Annotated in this window: 16 protein-coding genes and 5 tRNA genes; 11 read left to right on the forward strand and 10 right to left on the reverse strand. The window is 66.1% G+C overall.

Annotation, left to right across the window (positions count from 1 at the left end):
* Window positions 1-92: 92 nt before the first annotated feature.
* A complete protein-coding gene (locus ACSYHF_RS04290) occupies window positions 93-1346 on the forward strand; it encodes a M12 family metallo-peptidase (protein ID WP_069138938.1) in 1254 nt (417 codons plus the stop codon).
* Between the two features lie 88 nt (window positions 1347-1434).
* Here the strand turns inward: ACSYHF_RS04290 and lpxH are convergent, their stop codons facing one another.
* From lpxH to ACSYHF_RS04335, 9 genes are all read right to left on the reverse strand, one after another.
* Window positions 1435-2181: a UDP-2,3-diacylglucosamine diphosphatase gene (gene lpxH / locus ACSYHF_RS04295; RefSeq protein WP_095377045.1), complete on the reverse strand. Its 747-nt coding sequence runs from the start codon at window positions 2179-2181 to the stop codon at window positions 1435-1437.
* A 93-nt stretch (window positions 2182-2274) separates the two neighbouring features.
* Window positions 2275-2814 (reverse strand): phosphatase PAP2 family protein, encoded by a 540-nt coding sequence (locus ACSYHF_RS04300; protein WP_111128356.1) that lies wholly within the window; start codon window positions 2812-2814, stop codon window positions 2275-2277.
* Entirely contained in the window at window positions 2795-3940 is a 1146-nt protein-coding gene (locus tag ACSYHF_RS04305; RefSeq protein WP_053500127.1) for a glycosyltransferase family 4 protein, read from the reverse strand. The genes ACSYHF_RS04300 and ACSYHF_RS04305 overlap by 20 nt, the downstream gene beginning before the upstream one ends.
* 170 nt (window positions 3941-4110) lie before the next feature.
* Window positions 4111-7035 (reverse strand): TonB-dependent receptor domain-containing protein, encoded by a 2925-nt coding sequence (locus ACSYHF_RS04310; protein WP_447576101.1) that lies wholly within the window; start codon window positions 7033-7035, stop codon window positions 4111-4113.
* 318 nt (window positions 7036-7353) lie between these two features.
* A complete protein-coding gene (gene ppx / locus ACSYHF_RS04315; RefSeq protein WP_005415458.1) occupies window positions 7354-8880 on the reverse strand; it encodes an exopolyphosphatase in 1527 nt (508 codons plus the stop codon).
* A 169-nt stretch (window positions 8881-9049) separates the two neighbouring features.
* A complete protein-coding gene (gene ppk1, locus ACSYHF_RS04320; protein ID WP_197598409.1) occupies window positions 9050-11137 on the reverse strand; it encodes a polyphosphate kinase 1 in 2088 nt (695 codons plus the stop codon).
* Window positions 11138-11141: 4 nt separating this feature from the next.
* The gene (phoR, locus tag ACSYHF_RS04325; protein ID WP_061479944.1) at window positions 11142-12473 is read right to left on the reverse strand and encodes a phosphate regulon sensor histidine kinase PhoR; all 1332 of its coding nucleotides are present in this window, start codon (window positions 12471-12473) and stop codon (window positions 11142-11144) included.
* 106 nt (window positions 12474-12579) lie between these two features.
* The gene (gene phoB, locus ACSYHF_RS04330; RefSeq protein ID WP_005408258.1) at window positions 12580-13269 is read right to left on the reverse strand and encodes a phosphate regulon transcriptional regulator PhoB; all 690 of its coding nucleotides are present in this window, start codon (window positions 13267-13269) and stop codon (window positions 12580-12582) included.
* Window positions 13270-13385: 116 nt separating this feature from the next.
* The gene (locus tag ACSYHF_RS04335) at window positions 13386-15032 is read right to left on the reverse strand and encodes a M48 family metalloprotease (protein ID WP_447576102.1); all 1647 of its coding nucleotides are present in this window, start codon (window positions 15030-15032) and stop codon (window positions 13386-13388) included.
* A gap of 142 nt (window positions 15033-15174) precedes the next feature.
* On the opposite strand from ACSYHF_RS04335, the gene grxC reads away from it, so the two are divergent.
* The 5 genes from grxC to ACSYHF_RS04360 all read left to right on the forward strand — a co-directional run bounded on the left by grxC (window position 15175) and on the right by ACSYHF_RS04360 (window position 19141).
* Entirely contained in the window at window positions 15175-15465 is a 291-nt protein-coding gene (gene grxC / locus ACSYHF_RS04340; RefSeq protein WP_004154541.1) for a glutaredoxin 3, read from the forward strand.
* Complete coding sequence (locus ACSYHF_RS04345) at window positions 15462-15854, forward strand: carboxymuconolactone decarboxylase family protein (RefSeq protein ID WP_069138941.1); 393 nt, start codon at window positions 15462-15464, stop codon at window positions 15852-15854. Before grxC ends, ACSYHF_RS04345 begins: the two co-directional genes overlap by 4 nt.
* 330 nt (window positions 15855-16184) lie before the next feature.
* Complete coding sequence (locus ACSYHF_RS04350) at window positions 16185-17189, forward strand: isocitrate dehydrogenase (RefSeq protein WP_033835461.1); 1005 nt, start codon at window positions 16185-16187, stop codon at window positions 17187-17189.
* A 246-nt stretch (window positions 17190-17435) separates the two neighbouring features.
* On the forward strand, window positions 17436-18179 hold the full coding sequence (locus ACSYHF_RS04355) for an isochorismatase family protein (RefSeq protein WP_197598410.1): 744 nt from the start codon (window positions 17436-17438) through the stop codon (window positions 18177-18179).
* A gap of 53 nt (window positions 18180-18232) precedes the next feature.
* Entirely contained in the window at window positions 18233-19141 is a 909-nt protein-coding gene (locus tag ACSYHF_RS04360; protein WP_065179772.1) for a LysR family transcriptional regulator, read from the forward strand.
* Window positions 19142-19219: 78 nt separating this feature from the next.
* Here ACSYHF_RS04360 and ACSYHF_RS04365 read toward each other — a convergent pair whose 3' ends face one another.
* The gene (locus ACSYHF_RS04365; RefSeq protein ID WP_005415466.1) at window positions 19220-19978 is read right to left on the reverse strand and encodes a Bax inhibitor-1/YccA family protein; all 759 of its coding nucleotides are present in this window, start codon (window positions 19976-19978) and stop codon (window positions 19220-19222) included.
* Window positions 19979-20158: 180 nt separating this feature from the next.
* Here ACSYHF_RS04365 and ACSYHF_RS04370 point away from each other — a divergent pair.
* From ACSYHF_RS04370 to ACSYHF_RS04390, 5 genes are all read left to right on the forward strand, one after another.
* Window positions 20159-20235, forward strand: a tRNA-Pro gene (locus tag ACSYHF_RS04370).
* Window positions 20236-20274: 39 nt separating this feature from the next.
* Window positions 20275-20351, forward strand: a tRNA-Arg gene (locus ACSYHF_RS04375).
* A 172-nt stretch (window positions 20352-20523) separates the two neighbouring features.
* Window positions 20524-20600, forward strand: a tRNA-His gene (locus ACSYHF_RS04380).
* 79 nt (window positions 20601-20679) lie between these two features.
* Window positions 20680-20755: transfer RNA gene (locus ACSYHF_RS04385), tRNA-Lys, on the forward strand.
* A gap of 198 nt (window positions 20756-20953) precedes the next feature.
* A tRNA-Lys gene (locus tag ACSYHF_RS04390) sits at window positions 20954-21029 on the forward strand.
* The last annotated feature ends 283 nt before the right edge of the window (window positions 21030-21312 follow it).

Consider the following 21312-nt stretch of genomic DNA (forward strand, 5'->3'; position numbering starts at 1 on the left):
AATTCACACGACCCGCGCAGGCCATATGACCAGACCCGGCAAACCGGGTCGTGCTGCATCAACGCTGTTCACATCATTCAAGGAGCGACGCAATGTTGTCCAGATCGATTGGCAAAGCGGCAGGTGGCCTGGTGTTGGGTTTGTCGGTGGCAGCGGCCGCGCATGCGGCACCGTTGTTCGAGCCGGTGACGGTCATCAGCCGCGCATCGGCAAACAGCGAGCCCGCACTGGGCAAGCTGCTGGCCACCCCGTCCACGGCGACGGTACAGGAAGTGCGTGTCGATGCAGCAGCCACTGCACAACCGCAGCTGGAATTCGAACTGCTCGGCCGGCGGGTGCAGGCGGTGCGCAGCAAGGTCGAAGCACTGCCCGATGGCGGCAGCATCTGGTACGGCCAGTTCCGTTCGCCCTCGGACAAACTGACCGCGGCCACCTCCAACGGCCAGGACGACCCCGGCAATTCGCTGATCCTGGTGCGCTCGGGCGACACCGTCACCGGCTCGATCCGCAAGGATGGAAAGCTGTATCGCCTGCGCCCGTTGGGCAACCGCCACGTGCTGGTGGAAGTGGATGAATCGCGGATGCCGGCCGACCATCCGGCCGACTACAACCAGCTGCCGAAGATCCCGATGGGCAACAACGATCGCATCGGCATCGCGCAGGCATCGTCCGGTACGCCGGCGACCATCCGTGTGCTGGTGGTGGCGACCAATGCCGCCGTCGCCGCCTATGGCGGCAACATGCAGTCGCTGGTGCAGCTGGCGGTGGCCGAGTCCAACCAGGGCTACGGCAACAGCAACGTCGGCCTGACGCTGCAACTGGCCGGTTACGAGACCACCAGCTACAGCGAGTCTGGCAACTTCACCACCGACCTGTCGCGTTTCCGTGGCACCAGCGACGGCTACATGGACAGCATCCACACCAGCCGCAACACCACCGCGGCCGATGTCGGCGTGCTGCTGATCAACAACAGTGCCTACTGCGGCCTGGCCTCGGGGATTGGCTCGACCGCGTCGACGGCGTTTGCGGCGGTGTACTGGGATTGCGCGACCGGCTACTACTCATTCGCGCATGAGATCGGCCACCTGCAGAGCGCGCGGCATGACATCGCCACCGACCCGAGCACATCGCCCTACGCCTATGGCCACGGCTACCGCTATGAGCCGTCCAGCGGCACCGGCTGGCGCACGATCATGGCCTATAACTGCACCCGCAGCTGCCCGCGCCTGAACTACTGGTCCAACCCGAACATCAGCTACAACGGCATCCCGATGGGCAATGCCAGTACCGCTGACAACCAGCGCGTGCTGGTCAACACCAAGGCCACCATCGCGGCCTTCCGCTGAGGCCAAGCGCCGACCAAGCGGCGGCGTCTACCCGGGCGCGTTCACCGGCTCGGGTAGATGCCAACCCTGGTTGGCATCCTGCGATCCATCAATCGCGGGCGAGCGTATCCAGCGACCAACCGTTGGCATCCACACGCAGCACCGAACCCTGTTCGTACCAGTCACCCAGCACGATACGGATGCAATCGCGTCCACCGGCCTGCAGTGCGTGGATCGCCGGACGGTGCGTGTGACCGTGGATCATGGTGTCCACGCCGTGGCGGACGAAGGTTGCATCGACTTCGGACGGGGCCACGTCGGTGACGGTCTCAAACTGCGCACGATCGCCCTGCTTCATTTCCGACTGGCGGGCCTGGCTCGCCTCGCGCGCCTTCTGCGCGAAGGCGATGCGTGCGGCCAGCGGCTGCGACAGGAACTGCGCCTGGAACACCGGGTCGCGGGTCTGCGCACGGAACTGCTGGTAGGGGATGTCATCGGTGCACAGCAGGTCACCATGCTGCAGCAGCACCGGGCGGCCGTACAGCTCGATCATGCACGGGTCGGGCAGGATGCGCAGGCCGGCACGGCGCGCATAGTCCTCGCCAAGCAGGAAGTCGCGGTTGCCGCGGATGAAGTACACGGGCACGCCGCTGTCGGACAGCACCTTCAACGCATCGGCCACCGCATCGGCGGCCGGAGAGGGCGTGTCGTCGCCGATCCAGGCCTCGAACAGGTCGCCGAGGATGTACAGCGCATCGGCGCCGGGCGCCTGCTCGCGCAGGAAGCGCAGGAACAGGTCGGTGATCTCCGGACGGCTGGGGTCCAGGTGCAGGTCGGATATGAACAACGTGGTCATGCCTGCATTCTAGGCCATCAATGATGATGGTAGCGCCGCCGGTATTGTGGGGGTCAGATCTCTTTTCCGAAGGAAAAGGATCTGACCCCGGGGCTACACCGGCAGCGGCAGCCAGGTCAGGCTGGCCGAAGCCAGCAGGACGGCGATGCCCGTGGCGGCGAGCACGTCGGAAGGATAGTGCAGGCCCAGCACCACCCGCGACAGTGCGACGCCGAGGGTGAACGGCACCAGCAAGGGTGCCAGCCAGGGGTAGTAGGCCAGTGCGACGATGGTGAACGACACTGCGTGCAGGGTGTGCCCGGAGGGGAAGCTGAATTCGTCCAGCGGTGCCACCCAGGCGCGGATGCGAAGATCGGCCGCGTAAGGCCGCGGGCGCCGCGTCCAGCGCTTGAGGCCCTTGTACAGCAGCAATGCGGCCAGGCCGGTGGCGGCCATGTGCACCGAGGCGCGCAGGCCATCGAAGCCATCCAGCACCACCAGCGCAGCCATCAGCACATACCAGAACACGCCATCGCCGAGACGGCTGATGGCCGCGAACAGGCGGCGCACGCGGCGGCGCCGGCAGTAGTGGTTCGCCCGCCGGCACAAGCGTGCCTCGCGCCCTGCCAGCAGTTCAAGCGGCGTGGTGCGCATGGCCGCTCCTCCGCGACTGCGCAAGCTCGGCCAGCAACGCATCGAACTCGGCCACCACCTGCTGTGGATGCAATCGCTTCATCGCGCGTGCGGCATTGCCGCCCAGTTCGTGGCGTTTCGCGTCATCGGCGGCCAGTTGCACGGCGGCCTCGATGAACTGCTCGTCGCTGTCCACCGCTGCGCCGTTCTCGCCGTTGCGCAGGTACTCACGCGCGGCGCCGTAGTCGAAGGCCACGGTGGCCACACCGCTGGCCATGCTTTCCAGAGTCACGTTGCCGAACGTCTCACTGCGGCTGGGGAACAGGAACAGATCGCCGCTGGCGAAGTGGCGGGCCAGCGCATCGCCGCGCTGGATGCCACAGAAGATGAAATCGGGATTTTCATGTGCCAGCTTCTCGCGGGCCGGGCCGTCACCCACCCATACAAAGCGTGCCTTGGGCCGGATCTGCTGCAGGCGGCGGAATGCCTTCACCGCCAGGCCGAGGTTCTTTTCGGCAGCAATGCGGCCGACATAGATCGCCACCAGGCCGTTGCCATCCACGCCCCATTCCTCGCGCAGTGCAGGGTCGCGCCGGCCTGGATCGAACTGCTGGCTGTCCACCGCACGGGCCAGCAGGCGCACGCGTTCGAAGCCCTGTTCGCCGAGGAACTGCTGTAGTTCGCGGGTCGGCACCAGGGTAGCGTCCGCTTGGTTGTGGAAGCGGCGCATCCAGCGCATGGCCGCGGCCTGCAGCCATGCCACGCCATAGTCGGGCAGGTACTCGTCGAAGCGGGTGTGGAAGCCGCTGGCGACCGGAATGCCGAGGCGACGTGCGGTACGCAGTGCCGACCAGCCGAGTGGACCTTCTGTGGCGATGTAGACCGCATCCGGACGCTGATTCTGCCAATGGCGGCCCAGCCGGATCGGGGCTGGCAGGCCGAAGCGCAGGCCGGGGTAGCGGGGCAGGGCAGCGCCGGGAACCAGCAAGGTGCCGGGTGCCGAATCCAGCGCTTCGGTGGACTGGCGGGGGCGGACGAGGTCGATCTCGTGTCCGGCTGCACGCAGACCCTGCTCCAGGCCCTGTACGGTGAGGGCGACGCCGTTGACTTCCGGCGGATAGGTCTCGGTGACGATGGCATAGCGCATGGCGGGCCTCCCGGTTTCCGGCATGCTCGGCCCTGGCGATGTAGCCGACATGACCGCTTTGCGACCGTCAGATGACGGGGGCGCCGGCCACCGCAGGGGCGCTGCGGCCAACAAAAAACCACGGCCCCGAAGGGCCGTGGTCCTGGTGCTTCATGTCACAGCGCGATGGATCAGAAGCGCTGCTGGTACTTCATGTAGACGAAGCGGCCGATGTCGTAGCCACCGTAGTACGAGAAGGCCGAGTTCGGCTTGCTGTACATGATCGGGCCGGTCTTTTCGAACACGTTGTTGGCACCGACCGACACGGTGGCATCCCACGGCAGCGAGTAACGCACCTGCACGTCGTGGAAGGTGACCGCACCACGCTCGTTGTAGTTGCGGGCGCCCTTGTACCACGGTGCATACACACCCGGATCCGAGCATTCGTCCGGGTACAGCGCGATGTTCGAGCAGGTTTCCTTCACGCCCGAGTAGTAACGCGCGGTCCAGCTCGCGCCGAAGTTGCCCCGCTCGTAGCCCAGCACCAGGTTGGAACGGACGCGGAAGGCGCTGCCGATGCCGTTGGTGACGATCGGAACGATCGAGTTGTCGTTGGAGGTGCGGTAGGTCGCACTGGACACGTAGGTGGTGGCCGAGTTCACGTTGAACTTGCCGAACCGGGTGTCCAGACGGTAGCTCACGTCCAGGTCGTAGCCTTCGGTTTCCATGAAGCCCGCGTTGCGGTTGCCGAACTTCAGGTTGGTCACGATGCCGGTCACCGGGTCACGCTGGAAGCGCGAGCAGCGCGCTTCGATGCCCGACTCGTAGCAGTCCTGCAGGATCTGGGTCGGCGTGTCGGCGATGATCGTGTTGTCGATGCGGATCTTCCACCAGTCCAGCGAGGCGTTGAAGCCCTGGATGAAGCTCGGACTCCAGACCAGGCCCAGGGTCTTGCTGGTCGAGGTTTCCGGCGTCAGCAGCGGGTTGGACCCGGAGGTGAACGGCACCGGCGTCGCGTCCGTCGACGTGTTCACCGGGGTGCCGCCCTGGCGCAGCTGGCGGAAGGTATTCGCATTGGCGATGTCGCGTGCGCAACGTGCACGGACTTCGGCGCTGGAGGCCGAGGAACCGAAACGGGTGTCGCACGGATCGCTGAACTGCGCGAAGGTCTCCGAACCACCACCGAACAGGTCGCTGATGGTCGGTGCACGGAAGCCCTCGGCCCAGGTGCCACGCACCATCAGCGAGTCGATCGGCTTCCACTTGAAGCCGAACTTGCTGTTGAGCGTGTTGCCGAAGGTGTTGTAGTCCGAGAAGCGGGTTGCGCCATTGAAGGTCAGTTCCTTCGCGCCCGGCAGGTCGGCCAGCACCGGAACGTTCACTTCCAGGTAGGCCTCGTTGACGGTGTAGTCACCGCCGGTCGGGCCTGCGGCCAGGTTGGTGGTAGCGCCGGTCTGGGCCAGGGCATCCGGGGTGTACTTGCCTTCTTCCTTGCGGCTTTCCACGCCGAAGGCGAAGCCGAGATCGCCAGCCGGCAGGGTCACGATGCTGCCAGCGATGTTGGCAAAGAAGTTCTTGGAGGTGGTGCGGCCCTTGGTGATCTCTTCCGGGAACAGCCACGCCTGCAGTTCTTCGTTGCCGTACAGGCCATCGGCAGCCGTCGTGCCGTACGGAACCAACGGGTTCCACGGCTTGCACACGTCGTAGGAGATCGGTGCAGCTGCGGTACCGCACTGCACCTTGCCAGTGGCGGCGTTGTAGAACGACGGGCCGACGCCGCCGGCGACGCGACCCTTGTGCAGGTTGCCGGTGGCCACCGATTCCAGTTCATTGCGGTTGTACTGGTAGCCCACTTCCCAGTCGAAGTAGCGGCTGCCGATCTCGAACGAACCGTCGAACGACGCCACCGCGCGGTAGGTCTTCAGCTCGCTGGTGGTCACGCGCGGCACTTCCCAGGTACGGCGGTTCCAGGCCACGGCGGTCGGGTTGGCGTAACCGTGCTGGCGGCCGAACGGGTTGAAGTAGCTGTTGATCGACATCGAGCCGACACCGGCGGTGCTCGACTGCAGCGGATAGCCCGCGATCTGGCGGGTGGACTCACGCTTGTTGTAGCCCAGCTCGGTGCGGAAGTTGACGTTGTCGGTGATCTTGAAGCGGCCGTCGAAATAGACCGAGTCGCGCTTGATCGGATACATCACATGCATCTGGTCGTTGGCGTTGCTCACGTCACCGGTGAAAGGCGTGGTATCGGTGAGGTGGTAATTGGCCGGGTTGGTGGGATCCGCGCCGCGGTTGAGGGAATAGCCGCAACCCGCAGTGGCGGTACAGCCCGGGCCGCGCAGACCCGTGAACTGGCCGTACTGGCTGATCGTGGTCCAGTTGCTGCTGTCGTACGGATGGCGATCGGTCATGCCGTACTTGCTGAAGCCGCGATCGCGCGCCCACACGCCCTTCTCTTCGGCATGCTCGGCCGAGAGGGTCAACGACACGCGCTCATTGCTCCAGCCGGCGACAACGTCGAAGCGGTCGCGTGCACCGTCGCCCTGGCTGTACTGGCCGTGGTAGACGTTGGCAGTCACACCGGTGACATTGGAACGGGTGATGATGTTCACCACACCGGCCATGGCGTCGGAGCCATAGATCGCAGAGGCGCCGTCCTTCAGCACCTCGATGCGTTCCACGGCGGACACCGGCAGCGTGGAGATGTCCTGGTAGCCGGACGTGCTGATGCCCAGGCGCTTGCCGTTGACCAGCACCAGGGTGCGCTGGGTGCCCAGGTTGCGCATGTCGATGTAGGTGCCGCCCGCGTTTTCGCCTGCGGTCAGCGCATTGGCGCGGCTGATGGTCGGGCTGCCCATGGCGGTGACGTTCTGCAGAATGTCGGCAACCGAGCTGAACCCCTGCTTTTCGATGTCGTTGCGGCTGATCGCGAACACCGGCTGGGCGGTCTCCACGTCCACCTGGCGGATGCGCGAGCCGGTGATCTCGATGCGGTCGAGGTTGGTCGGGTTGGCGTTGCTGCCTTCCTGGGCAAACGCGGGCAGCGCTGCCAGCGCTGCAGTGGTAGCCAGGGCGTAGCGGATGGCCTGCCCCAGTGCGGTGGTGCGTGAAGTCATGGCGAGCTCTCTCTCTCAGGTCGTGCACAGGACGCCAAAGTGGGCGTCGAAGGAGCCAGCAGGGTCGATGACCGAGCCGGTGACCCGATAGTAGTCTCGTTAGTTAATGCTCTGTAAAGGGTTCGTATCCATTTATGTCACGCGGCCGCGCCATCCTTCACAAAACGTGAACAAAAGCAGGCGCTTACGTGATGGCAGCGATTGCCCACAGCGGGCCGTTTGTGGTGCGGAGCAGCACAAAAAACCGCCAGACTGCGCAAAGTGGGAGTGGGAAATGCGTCACCCCGGTTGTCCTGTGGACAACAGCGGACAGCGTATTCAGGCCACGAACGGACGGAACTGGATGCCCAGCCCGGCGATGCCATCGGTCTCGCCGATCAGGTCCGCGCGCAGCAGCGGGCGGGCATCGATGAAGGCCTGCGGCACGATCAGCGACAGCCGGTTGTCGTCGGCGGTCAGTTCCAGTGCCGGCAGCGGATCGTCTTCGTGGGCGCGATTGAGCAGCACCGCCAGCCGCAGCAGGGCCGCCAGCCGGCGTGCGGTCAGCAGCAGTCGCTCGGGCAGGGCGTCGAAGGCGGTCTTGGTCACGCTGCGGCGGTGGCTACGCACCAGGGCCGCCAGCATCTGCTGCTCCTGGCGCGAGAAGCCGGCGATATCCGAGTGTTCCAGCACATAGCTGCCATGCACGTGGTAGCCGCTGTGCGCGATCATCAGGCCCAGCTCGTGCAGGCGCGCGGCCCAGCCGAGCATGCGCGCATCGTCGGCATCGAGCCTCCAGCGCTCCTGCACCTGTTCCAGCAGGGACAGCGCGGTGTCCTGCACGCGCTCGGCCTGGACGGTATCGATACCGTAGCGCTGGCTGAGAGCAGCCACCGATTCGTCACGCAGGTCGTTCTCGCCGGCGCGGCCGACGATGTCATACAGGATGCCTTCGCGCATCGCCGCCTTGCTGACCAGCAGCTTCTGCAGGCCCAGCGCCTGGAAGGCCGCTTCCAGCACCAGGATGCCGCCGGCGATGATCGGGCGGCGGTCGCTGGACAGCCCCGGCAGCTGGATGTCGTCGATCTTCTTGGCCTTCAGCAGTTCATCGCGCAGCTGCGGCAGGGCCTCGGCGGTGATGGCGCCCTTGCTCAGCTTCATCGTCGCGCAGATCTCGCTGATCGCCTTGTGCGTGCCGGAAGAGCCCAACGCTTCCTGCCAGCCCAGCGCGCGGTACTTGCTGGCGAAAGGCTGGAACTCGCGGCCAATCTCGGCCAGCGCGTCCTTCCAGCGCTTCTTGCTCAGCTTGCCGCCGGGGAAAAAGCGCCGGGTGCTGGCGATGCAGCCGGCCTGCAGGCTTTCGCGCTCCAGGGTCTGCATGCCCATGCCGATGATGAACTCGGTGGAGCCACCGCCGATGTCGATCACCAGCCGGCGCTGCCCGGGCTTGGGCGGTTGCGCGTGGGCCACGCCCAGGTAGATCAGGCGCGCTTCTTCGCGCCCGCTGACCACTTCGATGGCATGCCCCAGTGCGGTCTCGGCCGGTACCAGGAACGACTGCGGCGAGCGCAGCTGGCGCACGGTGTTGGTGGCCAGCGCGCGCACCCGGTGCGGCGGCACATTGCGGATGCGCTGGCCGAAGCGGGCCAGGCATTCCAGTGCACGTTGGCGTGCAGCGGAAGAGAGACCACCCTTGCCATCCAGGCCATCGGCCATGCGCACCGTCTCGCGCAGGCGGTCGATCACCCGCAGCTGGCCGAGCGTATAGCGCGCGATGACCATGTGGAAACTGTTGGAGCCAAGGTCGATGGCGGCCAGCAGGTCGCCATCCTGCAATGCGGGCGGAGTCGTGGTGGTATGCGGCATGGACGAATGTTAGCCGAAGGGGCGGTGTGCTCGTCACCGCGCGGCCTTCACATTTTGGAAGAGGGCGTGCCGCAGGACTGCAAGGGGTCAGATCCCTTTCCCGCAGGAAAGGGATCTGACCCCGTGGCGATCGAATCCCGACCAGCGGTCGGGATCTACCGGGGCAGGGTCAGAGCCCCTGCATCAACGCCATCTGCGCCGAATGCGGGGCTTCGTCGTGGGCTGGGGCACGCTTGTGGTAGATGCCGTGCGCGTCCAGTTCCCAGGCGTTGAGGTTGTCGTCAAGGTAGTTCTGCAGGACTTCGCGGTAGACCCGCTTGGCCAGTGTTGGATCGAGGATCGGGAAGCAGGTCTCGACCCGGCGCAGCAGGTTGCGTTCCAGCCAGTCGGCGCTGGCGCAGTACATTTCCGGTGCGCCGTCGTTGCCGAACCAGTAGACGCGGCTGTGTTCCAGGAAGCGGCCGACGATCGAGCGCACGCGGATGTTGTCCGAGATGCCCGGTACGCCCGGTCGCAGCGTGCAGGCGCCGCGGATGATCAGGTCGATCTGCACGCCGGCCTGCGACGCGGCGTACAGCGCGCGCACCACCTGCGGTTCGTTCAGTGCGTTCATCTTGGCGATGATCCGCGCCGGGCGGCCGGCGGCGGCGATGCGCGTCTCGCGCTCGATGCGGCCGAGGATGCCGGTGTGCAGGGTGAAGGGCGACTGCAGCAGGCGCTTGAGCTTCATCTTCGACGCCAGCCCGGACAGCTGCTGGAACAGCAGGTGCACGTCATTGCCGATGTCCGCATCGGCGGTGATCAGGCTGATGTCGGTATACGCGCGGGCGGTGCCGCTGTGGTAGTTGCCGGTACCCAGGTGCACGTAGCGGCGCAGCTTGCGGCCCTCGCGGCGCACGATCAGCAGCATCTTGGCGTGGGTCTTGTAGCCGACCACGCCGTACACCACCTGCACGCCGGCTTCCTGCAGGCGATCGGCCAGGCCGAGGTTGGCTTCTTCGTCGAAGCGGGCGCGCAGTTCGACCACCACGGTCACGTCCTTGCCGTTGCGCGCGGCCTGGATCAGCGCATCGACGATCAGTGAGTCCTTGCCGGTGCGGTACAGGGTCTGCTTGATCGCCAGCACGTTCGGATCGATTGCCGCCTGCCGGATCAGGTCCAGCACTGCGGTGAAGGCGTCGAACGGATGGTGCAGCAGCAGGTCCTGGCGCGCCACCGTCTCGAAGATGCCGTCACTGTCGCGCAGCGTGCGCGGGGTCATCGGCGGGTATTTCAGGTCCGGTTGCGCGATCAGATCGTACAGCTGGATGATGCGGTTGAGGTTGACCGGGCCATCGATGCGGTACACCGCGTTCTCGGTCAGGCCGAAATTCTGCAGCAGGGTCCGCACGATCTCGCGTGGCATGTCGTGCGCGATCTCCAGCCGCACCGCTGGCCGGTAGCCGCGGTCGACCAGCTCGTCACGCAGCGCCAGCGCCAGGTTTTCCACTTCCTCCTCGTCCACCACCAGCTCGGAATTGCGGGTGACGCGGAACTGGTAGGCGCCCTGGACTTCCATGCCCGGGAACAGCTCATCGACGAAGGTCGACAGCACCGACGAGAGGAACACGAAGTTCTGGGGCCCGCCGAGCTTTTCCGGCAGCTGGATGATGCGCGGCAGCGAGCGCGGCGCGCGCACGATGGCCAGGTGGCCGGCGCGGCCGAACGCATCGGTGCCCTTGAGCACCACCACGATGTTCAGCGACTTGTTGAGGATCTTCGGGAACGGGTGCACCGGGTCCAGGCCCAGTGGCGACAGCACCGGCATGATCTCGTTGCGGAAGTAGGCGCGCAGCCAGCGCTTCTGGCGGTCGGTCCAGGAGTGGCGGCCGAGCACGCCGATGCCGGCCTCCATCAGCGCCGGCCGCAGCGTCTCGTTCCAGCAGCGGTACTGCTGGTCCACCAGTTCGGCGGCGCGGTCATGGATGGCGCTCAGGATGGCCTGCGGGCTCATCCCGTCCGGTGCGGGTGGCAGGCCGAACTCCTGCGCGTGGCGCACGGCGGCGGCGCGGATCTCGAAGAACTCGTCGAGGTTGGTGCAGGAAATGCACATGAAGCGCAGGCGTTCCAGCAGCGGTACCTGCGGGTCCATCGCCTGGGCCAGCACGCGGAAGTTGAAATCCAGCTGCGACAGCTCGCGGTTGATGTACAGCGCCGGGTCACGCAACGGATCGTTGTCCGGGCTCACGGGGAGGGGGAGGGATCCGAGGCTGCTCATGGCGTCATTCTTCGATGGAGGTCAGGGGGGCGGACTCGCGCGGGCGCACGTGGTCGGCATCGAAATGGCAGGAGAACACCGAGCCCTTGCCGACTTCGCTTTCAATCTCCAGCCGCGCGTGGTGCAGGCCGAGGATGTGCTTGACGATGGACAGGCCCAGGCCGGTACCACCGCTTTCGCGCGAGCGGCTGCTGGAGACACGGTAGAAGCGTTCGGTCAGGCGCGGCAGGTGGGTGGCCGGGATGCCGTAGCCGGAATCGCGCACCGCCAGCACCGCGCCGTCGCCCTCGCGGCGGAACTCCACCGCGATGCGGCCACCGGCCGGCGTATAGCGCACCGCATTGGTGACCAGGTTGGAGAATGCGCTGTGCAGTTCCTTGGTCGAGCCCTGAAGGTCAACGCCGGCGAGGTCGTCGATGCTGATCTGGTGGCGGCCCTGGCTGTGCGCTTCGGCTTCGCGGCGCAGGGTGGCCAGCATCGGCTGCATGGCCACGGTCTCGTCCTCGCTGTGTTCCTGCGATTCGAGGCGCGACAGGGTCAGCAGGTCTTCCACCAGCTGGGCCATGCGCTGGCTCTGCTTGCGCATTTCTTCCAGCATCGGTCCGGTTCCCGGGAAATCCTCCGGGTCCATCATGTCCAGGTAACCGTGCACCACGGTGAGCGGCGTGCGCAGCTCATGTGAAACGTTGGCCACGAAGTCACGGCGCACCTGTTCCAGGCGCAGCAGCTTGCTGACATCGCGCGCGATCAGCAGCCAGTAATCGGAGGAATAGGGAATCAGCCGCAGGTTGAGGCGGATCGCCGGATCGACCGGCGAGGGTACGTCCAGGATCGGCTCGGCATTGCGGCCACCAGCCAGCCAGTGCGCCAGCGGCATTGGCTGCAGGCGCTCGACCAGGGCCTCGCCAAGGTCGCCGGGATGGTGCAGGCCGAGCAGAGCGGTAGCCGCTTCGTTGAACCACTGCACGCGCTGGCTGTTGCGATCCAGCACGACGACGGCATCAGGCAGCGCGGCGGCGGCAGCGCGGTAGCTGCGCAGCATGTCCAGCAGGCGGCGCTTGCGCACGCGCATTTCCACCTGGTTGCGGTACAGCAGGCGGTCCAGTTCGTTCCAGACGCCGGTGCCTTCTTCGGCGGTGTCCCAGCGCTGGCGAGCGGTCAGCCGGCGCAGAACGCTGCGCAGGCGCCAGTAATGCCAGGCCAGGGTCGCCAGCGCGCCCAGTGCGATGCACAACCACAGATGGCCCGTGAACCACCCCACCAGTCCGGCGAACAGCAGCACCGCGGCAACGGTGGCCAGGGTCTTCAACCAGGCAGAGCGGATGTGGCGGGGCATTGCGATCTCGTCGTTGAGGTGCGGCGGTTCACTGGGGTGAACCGAGGGTTATAGCAGAGTTGCCGGCACCGGCACCCGCAGGTGCGCGGTGCCGGCACGACGAGACTCAGGTAGCAGTGGAGAAGCGGTAGCCGGCGCCGCGCACGGTCTGCACCATGTTCTCGGCGTTGAACGGCTCCAGCGTCTTGCGCAGGCGGCGGATATGCACGTCGATGGTGCGCTCCTCCACGTACACGCTGCCGCCCCATACATGGTCCAGCAGCTGCGCGCGGGTGTAGACGCGCTCGGGATGGGTCATGAAGAAATGCAGCAGACGGTATTCGGTCGGGCCGATCGGCACCGGTTGGTCGTTGGCGAACACGCGATGGGCGGCGCCGTCGATACGGATCGGGCCGACGGCTACGCTGCCGTCCTCGTCATCTTCGCGGGCGCGGCGCATGACCGCTCGGATGCGGGCCAGCAGTTCGCGTGCCGAGAACGGCTTGACCACATAGTCATCGACACCGGCCTCGAGGCCACCGACGCGATCATTCTCTTCGCCGCGGGCGGTCAGCATGATGATCGGTACTTCGCGGGTCAGCGTTTCCTTGCGCCAGCGGCGGGCCAGGTCCAGGCCGCTGGTGCCGGGCAGCATCCAGTCCAGCAGGATCAGGTCGGGAACGCGATCGGCGATCGCGGTCTGGGCCTCCCGGGCATCGCCGGCGTGGACCGGTTCGTAATCGCCCTTGCGAAGGGCGAAGGCGACCATTTCACGGATCGCGGGCTCGTCATCGACGATCAGGATGCGTTTCTGCACGAGGACACCGTAGGGCTCGGTTACTGGAGTGGTGCCAGTAGACTACGGTTTGATGACATGTTTGTGACTACCCGGCCGGAACCGGCCTGGATTGCCATCGGCCGGTCATGCGGTGCTCAGCGGCGGTCCAGGTCCGGGTCCTGCACGCCCTGCCGGCGCAGCTCCAGCACTGTCGGGGTGATCGATTCGATGCGGGCGTCAACCCGCGCGCGGCCGATGTAATCCAGCGCCGGGTTGCGCTTGAGCGCCTGCAGCTGCATCAGCGCCTGTTCTGGCCGCCCGCTGAGGAAGGCGGCCTCGGCATAGGCCTCGCTGGCGCGCACGCTGTCGCCGGCCAGCTCGCTGGCGCGGGCGAAACGCTGCTGGAAGACCGGATCGTTACCGCTTTGCGACAGCAGGGGGCGCAACATTGCCTGCGCACGCTGGCCGGCTTCGCGGCTGCCTTGTTCGTTCAGGATCTCGGCATAGGTCAGTGCCACCGGGCGGCTGTTGGGGTGTTCGCGCAGCAGCTGCTCGAAGCGGCTGTTGGCCTGGGCCGCCTGGCCTGCGCGCGACTCCGCCTCGCCCAGTCCCAGCGCCAGCCACAGGTTGCCGGGATGGGTCTGCAGCAGGCCGGCCAGGGTCTGCCGGGCCTGGCCGGCACCGGCACGGCCACCGCGCATCACCGCCAGCGCCTGGCCGTAGCGCTGCGCATCGTTGAGGCCGTCCTTCTGCCGCTTGGCCAGGTCGGCGTACTCGCGCTCCAGCTCGGGGGTGGAGTCCGCGCTGAGCACGCGCAGGCGCTCACGCGCCCACTCGAAGTCACCGCTGGCGCCACGGTTGAGCTGGCCGATCGGCAGGCGCAGCACACTGCCGGGCAGCAGCGGGTTGTTGCCGCGCAACAGCGGCTCGCCCAGGCTGGGATCTGCCGGGTCCACCCGCTCCTTGCGCTCGCCGGTGGGGGTGCTGGTGGTGAGCAGCACCGTATCCTTCTTCATCTGCTCGGCGCGGGCTTTGGCCTCGCTGATGCGGGTGATGTTGACCGGGTGGGTGCGCAGGAACTCGGGCACGCTGTAGCCGCCTTCGTTGCCGCGCATGGCTGCCGACATCCGCTCGAAAAAGCCGGCCATGGCATCCACGTCGTAGCCGCTGCGCGACAGGGTGCGGATGCCCAGGCGGTCGGCCTCGGACTCGTTGGAGCGGGTGTAGTTGATCTGCCGCTGCTGCATCAGGCCCATGCCCGAGCTGATCGCGGCCATCGTTGCGTTGCCGGACGACGTGCTGTTGCTGGCCTGGGCGGCCACTACCGCCGCCAGCATGCCCAGCAGGATCGGGATCTGGTCGCGCTGGGCGCGCTCGACACCGCGCAGCACGTGCTGCTGGGTGACGTGGGCGATTTCGTGGGACAGCACCGCAGCGACCTCGTCCTCGCGCTCGGCGGTCAGCACCAGTCCGGCATTGACCCCGATGTAGCCGCCCAGCGTGGCGAACGCGTTGATCTGGCGGTCGTTCATCACGAAGAAGGTGTACGGCTGCCGCGGCTGGTCACTGTTGGAGCCGAGCCGGGTACCCATGGTCTGCAGCCAGTCGTTGACCAGCGGGTCTTCCAGCAGGTAGCCGTAGTTGCGCAGCTCGCGCAGCATCATCGCGCCGTACTCGGCCTGGCGGGCCGGGGTCAGCAGCTCGCCGGCCGAAGAGCCGATGTCGGGCAGCTTCTCCTGGGCCTGGGCCAGCGGCATGGCCAGGGCCAGGGTGACGGCGGTAGTCAGCAGCAGGGCTCGCAAGCAGAAGGTCCTCGGGCGGGGCGCGCCAAGCGTGGCAGGGCGGGGGGCAACCATTCGTTAATCCACAGTGTTGCGGCCGTGGCGTGGAAATTCCAGCGCACCGGTACCATATGTAGACCGTCGATCCATCGTGGAGTTTCCCGTGACAGCCCAGACCGCCGGCGGTGCCCCCGCCATCACCATCTATTCCACTGCCGTCTGCCCGTATTGCGTGGCCGCCAAGAACTTCCTGAAGAGCAAGGGCCAGCAGTGGACCGAGGTCCGCATCGACCTGGACCCGGCCGAGCGCGAGAAGATGATGGCGCTGACCCGCCGCACCAGCGTGCCGCAGATCTTTGTCGGCGACGTCCATGTCGGCGGCTACGACGACATGATGGCCCTGCACCGTGAAGGCAAGCTCGAGCCGCTGCTGGCCGGGCAGGGCCAGGCATGAGCGCGGCCGACGACGGCAGCAAGGACCGCATCGCCGAGTTCACCGAGTTCCGCAAGCGCATGAACGAGCGCATCCTGGGCGAACCGAACCAGGTGGTGCGCCGCTTCTTCGCGCTGGATACGCAGACCTACCAGGCCGGCGCGCTGGACGTGAAGACCAAGGAGCTGCTGGGCCTGGTGGCCTCGATGGTGCTGCGCTGCGACGACTGCATCAGCTACCACGTGGCCCAGTGCAAGGACGCCGGGGTGACCCGCGAGGAGTTCTTCGAGACCTTCTCGGTCGGCCTGGTGGTGGGCGGCTCCATCGTGATCCCGCACCTGCGCCGCGCGGTCGACTTCCTCGACCAGCTGGAAAGCGGCGCCGCCGCGCCAGCCGCGCACGAGCACTGAGTGCTCCGGAAGTGCCGGCCGCTGGCCGGCATTTCCTGAACCCCACATGGCCGAGGTTGCCGGCCAGCGGCCGGCACTACCGGACCTGCGAGGGGGCCTTCCCCGCAATCCAACAGTCCAGGAGCCCCCTTGTTGTTCAAGGGGGCGGGCCGACAGGCGCAGGGTTAAGGCGGGATGCGCGGGCAATTCTGCCTGAGCCGGGGACTGGGACCATGGTCTATTTGGGACCTCGGCCCCGGCTCAGGCATAATTGCCGGTGAAACTTCCTTTGCGCCGGCGTTTCCGGGCACGTCCGGACGGCGTTTTTCCCCCTGTTCGGAACATCGATCAATGACGCAGAAAATTACGGTCATCCGCGGCGACGGCATTGGCCCGGAAATCATGGACGCCACCCTGTTCGTGCTCGACCAGCTCAAGACTGGCCTGGAGTACGAAGACGCCGACGCCGGCCTGGTGGCCCTGGAAAAGCACGGCGACCTGATGCCGGCGGTGACCCTGGAATCGATCGCGCGCAACAAGGTCGCGCTGAAGAGCCCGCTGACCACCCCGGTCGGCGGTGGCTTCACCTCGATCAACGTCAGCCTGCGCCGTCACTTCGACCTGTACGCCAACGTGCGTCCGGCCCACACCTTCCCGAACACCAAGTCGCGTTTCGACAACGTCGACCTGATCACCGTCCGTGAGAACACCGAAGGTGCCTACCTGGCCGAAGGCCAGGAAGTGTCGGCCGATGGCGAGACCGCCTTCTCCGGCACCCGCATCACCCGCAAGGGCTCCGAGCGCATCGTGCGCTACGCCTTCGAGCTGGCCAAGAGCACCGGCCGCAAGAAGGTCACCGCCGTGCACAAGGCCAACATCATCAAGTCGACCTCGGGCCTGTTCCTGAATGTCGCCCGTGAAGTCGCCGCGCAGTACCCGGACATCGAGTTCCAGGAAATGATCGTCGACAACTGCTGCATGCAGCTGGTGATGCGTCCGGAACAGTTCGATGTGATCGTCACCACCAACCTGTTCGGCGACATCATCTCCGACCTGTGCGCCGGCCTGGTCGGCGGCCTGGGCCTGGCTCCGGGTGCCAACATCGGCAAGGACGCGGCGATCTTCGAAGCCGTGCACGGCACCGCGCCGGACATCGCCGGCCAGGGCAAGGCCAATCCGTGTGCGCTGCTGCTGGCGGCCGCGCAGATGCTGGACCACATCGGCCAGCCGGAGAATGCCGAGCGCCTGCGCAAGGCCATCGTGGCGACCATGGAAGCCAAGGACTCGCTGACCGGCGACCTGGGTGGCACCGGTACCACCATGAGCTTTGCCCAGGCCATCGCCAGCCGCCTGTAAGCGGCCCGACCTCGGTTGGATCCACAGCGGGGCGCCTTCGGGCGCCCCGTTGCGTTGTGGGCTGGCTCGGTAGATCCACGCCATGCGTGGATGACGGGGCCCCTACGGTCCGCAGCCACCCATGGGGTGGCTCTACAGGGGATTTTCTGTGCGTATATCGCACAGATCATGTGCCGCTGGGCGGCTGGTTCGTGCGTAATGTGATCGGCATCCTGTGCCCACTTCCCAATGCACCGGAGCTTGAACATGAACCTCACCGCCTTCGGCCTGGCCAGCCTGATCGGCATGACCCCCACCCTCCCGCTTGCTGCTGCCGAGCCGGCCCATCCCACCATCCGCCATATGGCGGGTGCGCCGGTCGCGACCTCGCTGGATGCGGCGAAGACTGCCGTGCTGGTGATCGACTTCCAGAACGAGTACTTCGATGCCAAGGCTGTACCGGGCTTTGCGGGTGGCCGCATGGTCATTCCCGATGGCGAGGCCGCACTGCGCCAGGCCAGGCGGGTAGTCGAATTCGCCGATGCCCACGGCATCCGCGTGATCCATGTCCAGCACGTGCTGCCGGCCGGCGCACCCCTGTTCGCGCAGGGCAGCGTCAATGCCGCCTTCCATCGCGACCTGCAGCCGCGCCAGGGCGAGACCGTGGTGAAGAAGGACAATGTCAGCGTATTCGCCGGCGCGTCCGCCGCGGTGCTCGACCCGATGCTGAAGAACGCCGGCATCGACACCCTGATCGTCACCGGCCTGCAGACCCACGCCTGCGTGGCCGGTGCTGCGCGCGACGCGGCAGCGGCTCCGCGCGGCTACCGGGTGATCGTCTCGTCCGATGCCAGCGCCAGCCGCGATCTGGATCTGGCCGGCGGCCGTCGCATCGGCCATCGCGCGCTGCATGAGGCCTCGCTGGCGCAGATCGAAGACGCCTTCGGCGATGTCATGAGCACCGACGCGATCCTCGCGCTGCCGTTACGCAAGGCCGGTGACGGCGCTTGATAAGCTGGCGGGGCCCGCATGCCGTGGGCCCCGCCACGTGGAGCTGCCCGCCGATGGATCACTTCGCCGCCCTGCGTGCGCTGCGCGCCATCGTTGACGCGGGCAGTTTCACTGCGGCCGCCGAGCGCCTGGGGACCACCCACTCGGCGATGTCGCGGCAACTGCGGCAGCTGGAAGAGCACCTGCAGGTACGCCTGCTCGATCGCAACAGCCGTCGGCTGTCATTGACCGAGGCCGGGCGCGATTACTACCGCGAGGCGGCAACGCTGCTGGACCGCCTGCAGGAGGCGGATGATCGTGCTCGCGCCGGGCAGGCGCAGCCCAGCGGCAGCGTGCGGATCAGCGTGCCGCAGGTGGTGGCCAGCCAGGAGCTGCCCCACTGGCTGCCCTCGTTCCTGCAGCGTTACCCGCAGGTCACGCTGGACCTGTCGGCGGATGATCAGGTGGTGGATGTGGTCGGTGGTGGATTCGACCTGGCGCTGCGCATTGCAGCTTCATTGCCGGACAGCCAACTGGTTGCGCGCGAGCTGGCCAGCTGCCCGCGCATCCTGGTCGCCGCACCGGTCTACCTGGCGCGCCATGGCCTGCCACGGCACGCTGTGGATCTGGAGCAGCACACGCTGCTGGGTTTCAGTCCCACGCCGTCAATGCCGCCCTGGCGGTTGCTGGGACCGCGCGGCGCCAGCGTGAGCGTTGAAGCCGGGCAGCGCCTGCGCGTGGATGCCACGCCCGCGCTGTACGCCGCCGCGCTGGCCGGAATGGGCATCAGCCTGTTCACCGCGCTGACCGTGCAGGAGGATCTGCGCGCCGGTCGTCTGATCCGCGTGCTGCCGGCCTGGCATGCCGGCCAGCGGCGCTACTTCGCGTTGTACCCGCATGCACGTGCGCTCGCGCCCAAGGTGCGAGCGCTGGTCGAACACCTTGCGGCGCACTACGCTGCACAGGCTGGCGTGGCTGGCTAGCCGGGAAATGCAGCCACGCGTTACAAAGAGAAAAGGGCGCCCCGAAGGCGCCCTTTGTCGTTCATGGCTCTGCCTGGTTCAGCGCTGCTGGATCTTCGACAGCAGGCGCAGGAACTCCACATACAGCCAGACCAGGGTCACCATCAGGCCGAATGCGCCATACCACTCCATGTACTTGGGCGCGCGCTGGGCCACGCCGGTCTCGATGAAATCGAAGTCCAGCACCAGGTTCAGCGCGGCCACGACCACCACGAAGAGGCTGAAGGCAATGCCCAGCCAGCTGGAGTCGTGGATCACCGGCACGTTGATGTTGAAGAAGCCCAGCACGAACGAGGCCAGGTAGAGCAGGGCGATGCCGCCGGTGGCGGCCACCACGCCCATCTTGAAGTTCTCGGTGGCCTTGATCAGGCCGCTGCGGTATGCGAACAGCAGGGCGGCCAGGGTGCCGAAGGTCAGCAGCACCGCCTGGAACACGATGCCCGGGTACTTCATGTTGAACAGGGCCGACACGGCGCCCAGGAACAGGCCTTCGACCAGTGCGTACATCGGCGCGGTGACCGGCGACCATTCCTTCTTGAAGATGGTGATCAATGCCAGCACCAGGCCGCCGATCGCGCCACCGATGGCGTACAGGCTCGCGCTGCCGGAAATCTGGCCGTACTCGTCGACCGCCTGGCTCCAGGCGAACGCCGCGGTCAGCACGGTCAACAGCAGCAGGATGCCGGTCTTGTTGGCGGTGCCGTTGAGGGTCATGGCCTGGTCGGGGCTGGTCACTACCGAGCCACTGGCGAGGTCGAGGAAAGTCGACTCGGAAAGAGCCGGGTTGCCGCTGCGCATGCGTGTTCTCCGTGCGAATGAAGGTCGGGACGGCCATCCGGCCGATGGGCGTCAGCATAGCCGATGACTGCTTTCGGCGTTGTGGCAGGCCCGGGATCTGTGCATCCTTCGTTGACAGTTCCCAACGCGCTTGGCGACAATGACCAACTCCCCGGGCCCAACCCGAGGGGATTGCAAGACCGGGGTATAGCGCAGTCTGGTAGCGCGCCTGCTTTGGGAGCAGGATGTCGGGGGTTCGAATCCCTCTACCCCGACCAATCCCACGCCACGTCGGATTGGACACCGTTCCGGTTCGGGCGCCCGTAGCTCAACTGGATAGAGCACCGGCCTTCTAAGCCGGCGGTTACAGGTTCGATTCCTGTCGGGCGCGCCATTGGCGAGCACCGGGATCGCATCGACGGATGTGAAGAAGTGCTTGCAAAAGCGCAAGGACTCCACCAGAATATCGGACTCGCTTCGGCGGACCGCAGCTTCGGTGACAGTCCCCAGGCAATGTTCAAGGTTCCAGCGTCAGTGATATCGGCGATGGAGCGAAAGTTTCAGTGGTGGCTGTAGCTCAGTTGGTTAGAGTACCGGATTGTGATTCCGGTGGTCGGGGGTTCGAATCCCCTCAGCCACCCCACTGATTCAACCGCATCGGCGCAGCCGAAACGGTATTGCAATAAACAGAAGGCACGCTACAATGTGCGTCTGAGTTTCACGGGCCGTTAGCTCAGTTGGTAGAGCAGTTGACTCTTAATCAATAGGTCCAAGGTTCGAATCCTTGACGGCCCACCAAGACAGAAGCCACCTGGTACGCCAGGTGGCTTTTTTCTTATAGGTGTGACTCCCATCGTTCCGATGGATCACGCGTTGCGGAACCCGTTTGGCGTGGATCTGCAGCAGGAGCGGGCCCCGCAGTGCTGGTTTCAACCACGTTGAAAAAAGTGCTTGCACCCACCGAGCGGATCGGGTCATAATTCGCGCCCCGATTTCGGGCTGTTAGCTCAGTTGGTAGAGCAGTTGACTCTTAATCAATAGGTCCAAGGTTCGAATCCTTGACAGCCCACCAGACAAAAGCCACTTGGTCCGCCAAGTGGCTTTTTTCTTGCCTGTTCGCTGAGGGGCATCTGCAGATGCCAGCGGTGCTGGCTGGAGTGGAGCCCCCTTGAGTCAAGGGGGCACGGCGAAGCCGCGGGGATGTGGCGGCTGATGAAGTGGGGCCCGCGCTTTGCCGCGCAAAGCGTGGGGCTGCGGCGCGAATGCGCGGCAGCTTCCCACTTGGTCCGCCAAGTGGCTTTTTTCTTGCCTGTTCGCTGGGGGATTTCATCCACGCCTGGCGTGGATCGACTGAA

Source organism: Stenotrophomonas maltophilia group sp. P373 (genome assembly GCF_053295075.1).

Excerpts from the sequence above, each read along its gene's own strand:
- ACSYHF_RS04305 (WP_053500127.1), bottom strand. The coding sequence starts at position 3,940 with ATGCGCTATGCCATCGTCACCGAGACCTATCCGCCGGAAGTCAACGGC.
- lpxH (WP_095377045.1), bottom strand. The coding sequence starts at position 2,181 with ATGACCACGTTGTTCATATCCGACCTGCACCTGGACCCCAGCCGTCCG.
- ACSYHF_RS04365 (WP_005415466.1), bottom strand. The coding sequence starts at position 19,978 with ATGCGCAGCGGCAACCCGGCTCTTTCCGAGTCGACTTTCCTCGACCTC.
- ACSYHF_RS04290 (WP_069138938.1), top strand. The coding sequence starts at position 93 with ATGTTGTCCAGATCGATTGGCAAAGCGGCAGGTGGCCTGGTGTTGGGT.
- phoR (WP_061479944.1), bottom strand. The coding sequence starts at position 12,473 with ATGCCCCGCCACATCCGCTCTGCCTGGTTGAAGACCCTGGCCACCGTT.
- ppx (WP_005415458.1), bottom strand. The coding sequence starts at position 8,880 with ATGCCGCATACCACCACGACTCCGCCCGCATTGCAGGATGGCGACCTG.
- ACSYHF_RS04310 (WP_447576101.1), bottom strand. The coding sequence starts at position 7,035 with ATGACTTCACGCACCACCGCACTGGGGCAGGCCATCCGCTACGCCCTG.
- ACSYHF_RS04345 (WP_069138941.1), top strand. The coding sequence starts at position 15,462 with ATGAGCGCGGCCGACGACGGCAGCAAGGACCGCATCGCCGAGTTCACC.
- ACSYHF_RS04360 (WP_065179772.1), top strand. The coding sequence starts at position 18,233 with ATGGATCACTTCGCCGCCCTGCGTGCGCTGCGCGCCATCGTTGACGCG.
- ACSYHF_RS04350 (WP_033835461.1), top strand. The coding sequence starts at position 16,185 with ATGACGCAGAAAATTACGGTCATCCGCGGCGACGGCATTGGCCCGGAA.
- ACSYHF_RS04355 (WP_197598410.1), top strand. The coding sequence starts at position 17,436 with ATGAACCTCACCGCCTTCGGCCTGGCCAGCCTGATCGGCATGACCCCC.
- ppk1 (WP_197598409.1), bottom strand. The coding sequence starts at position 11,137 with ATGAGCAGCCTCGGATCCCTCCCCCTCCCCGTGAGCCCGGACAACGAT.
- ACSYHF_RS04300 (WP_111128356.1), bottom strand. The coding sequence starts at position 2,814 with ATGCGCACCACGCCGCTTGAACTGCTGGCAGGGCGCGAGGCACGCTTG.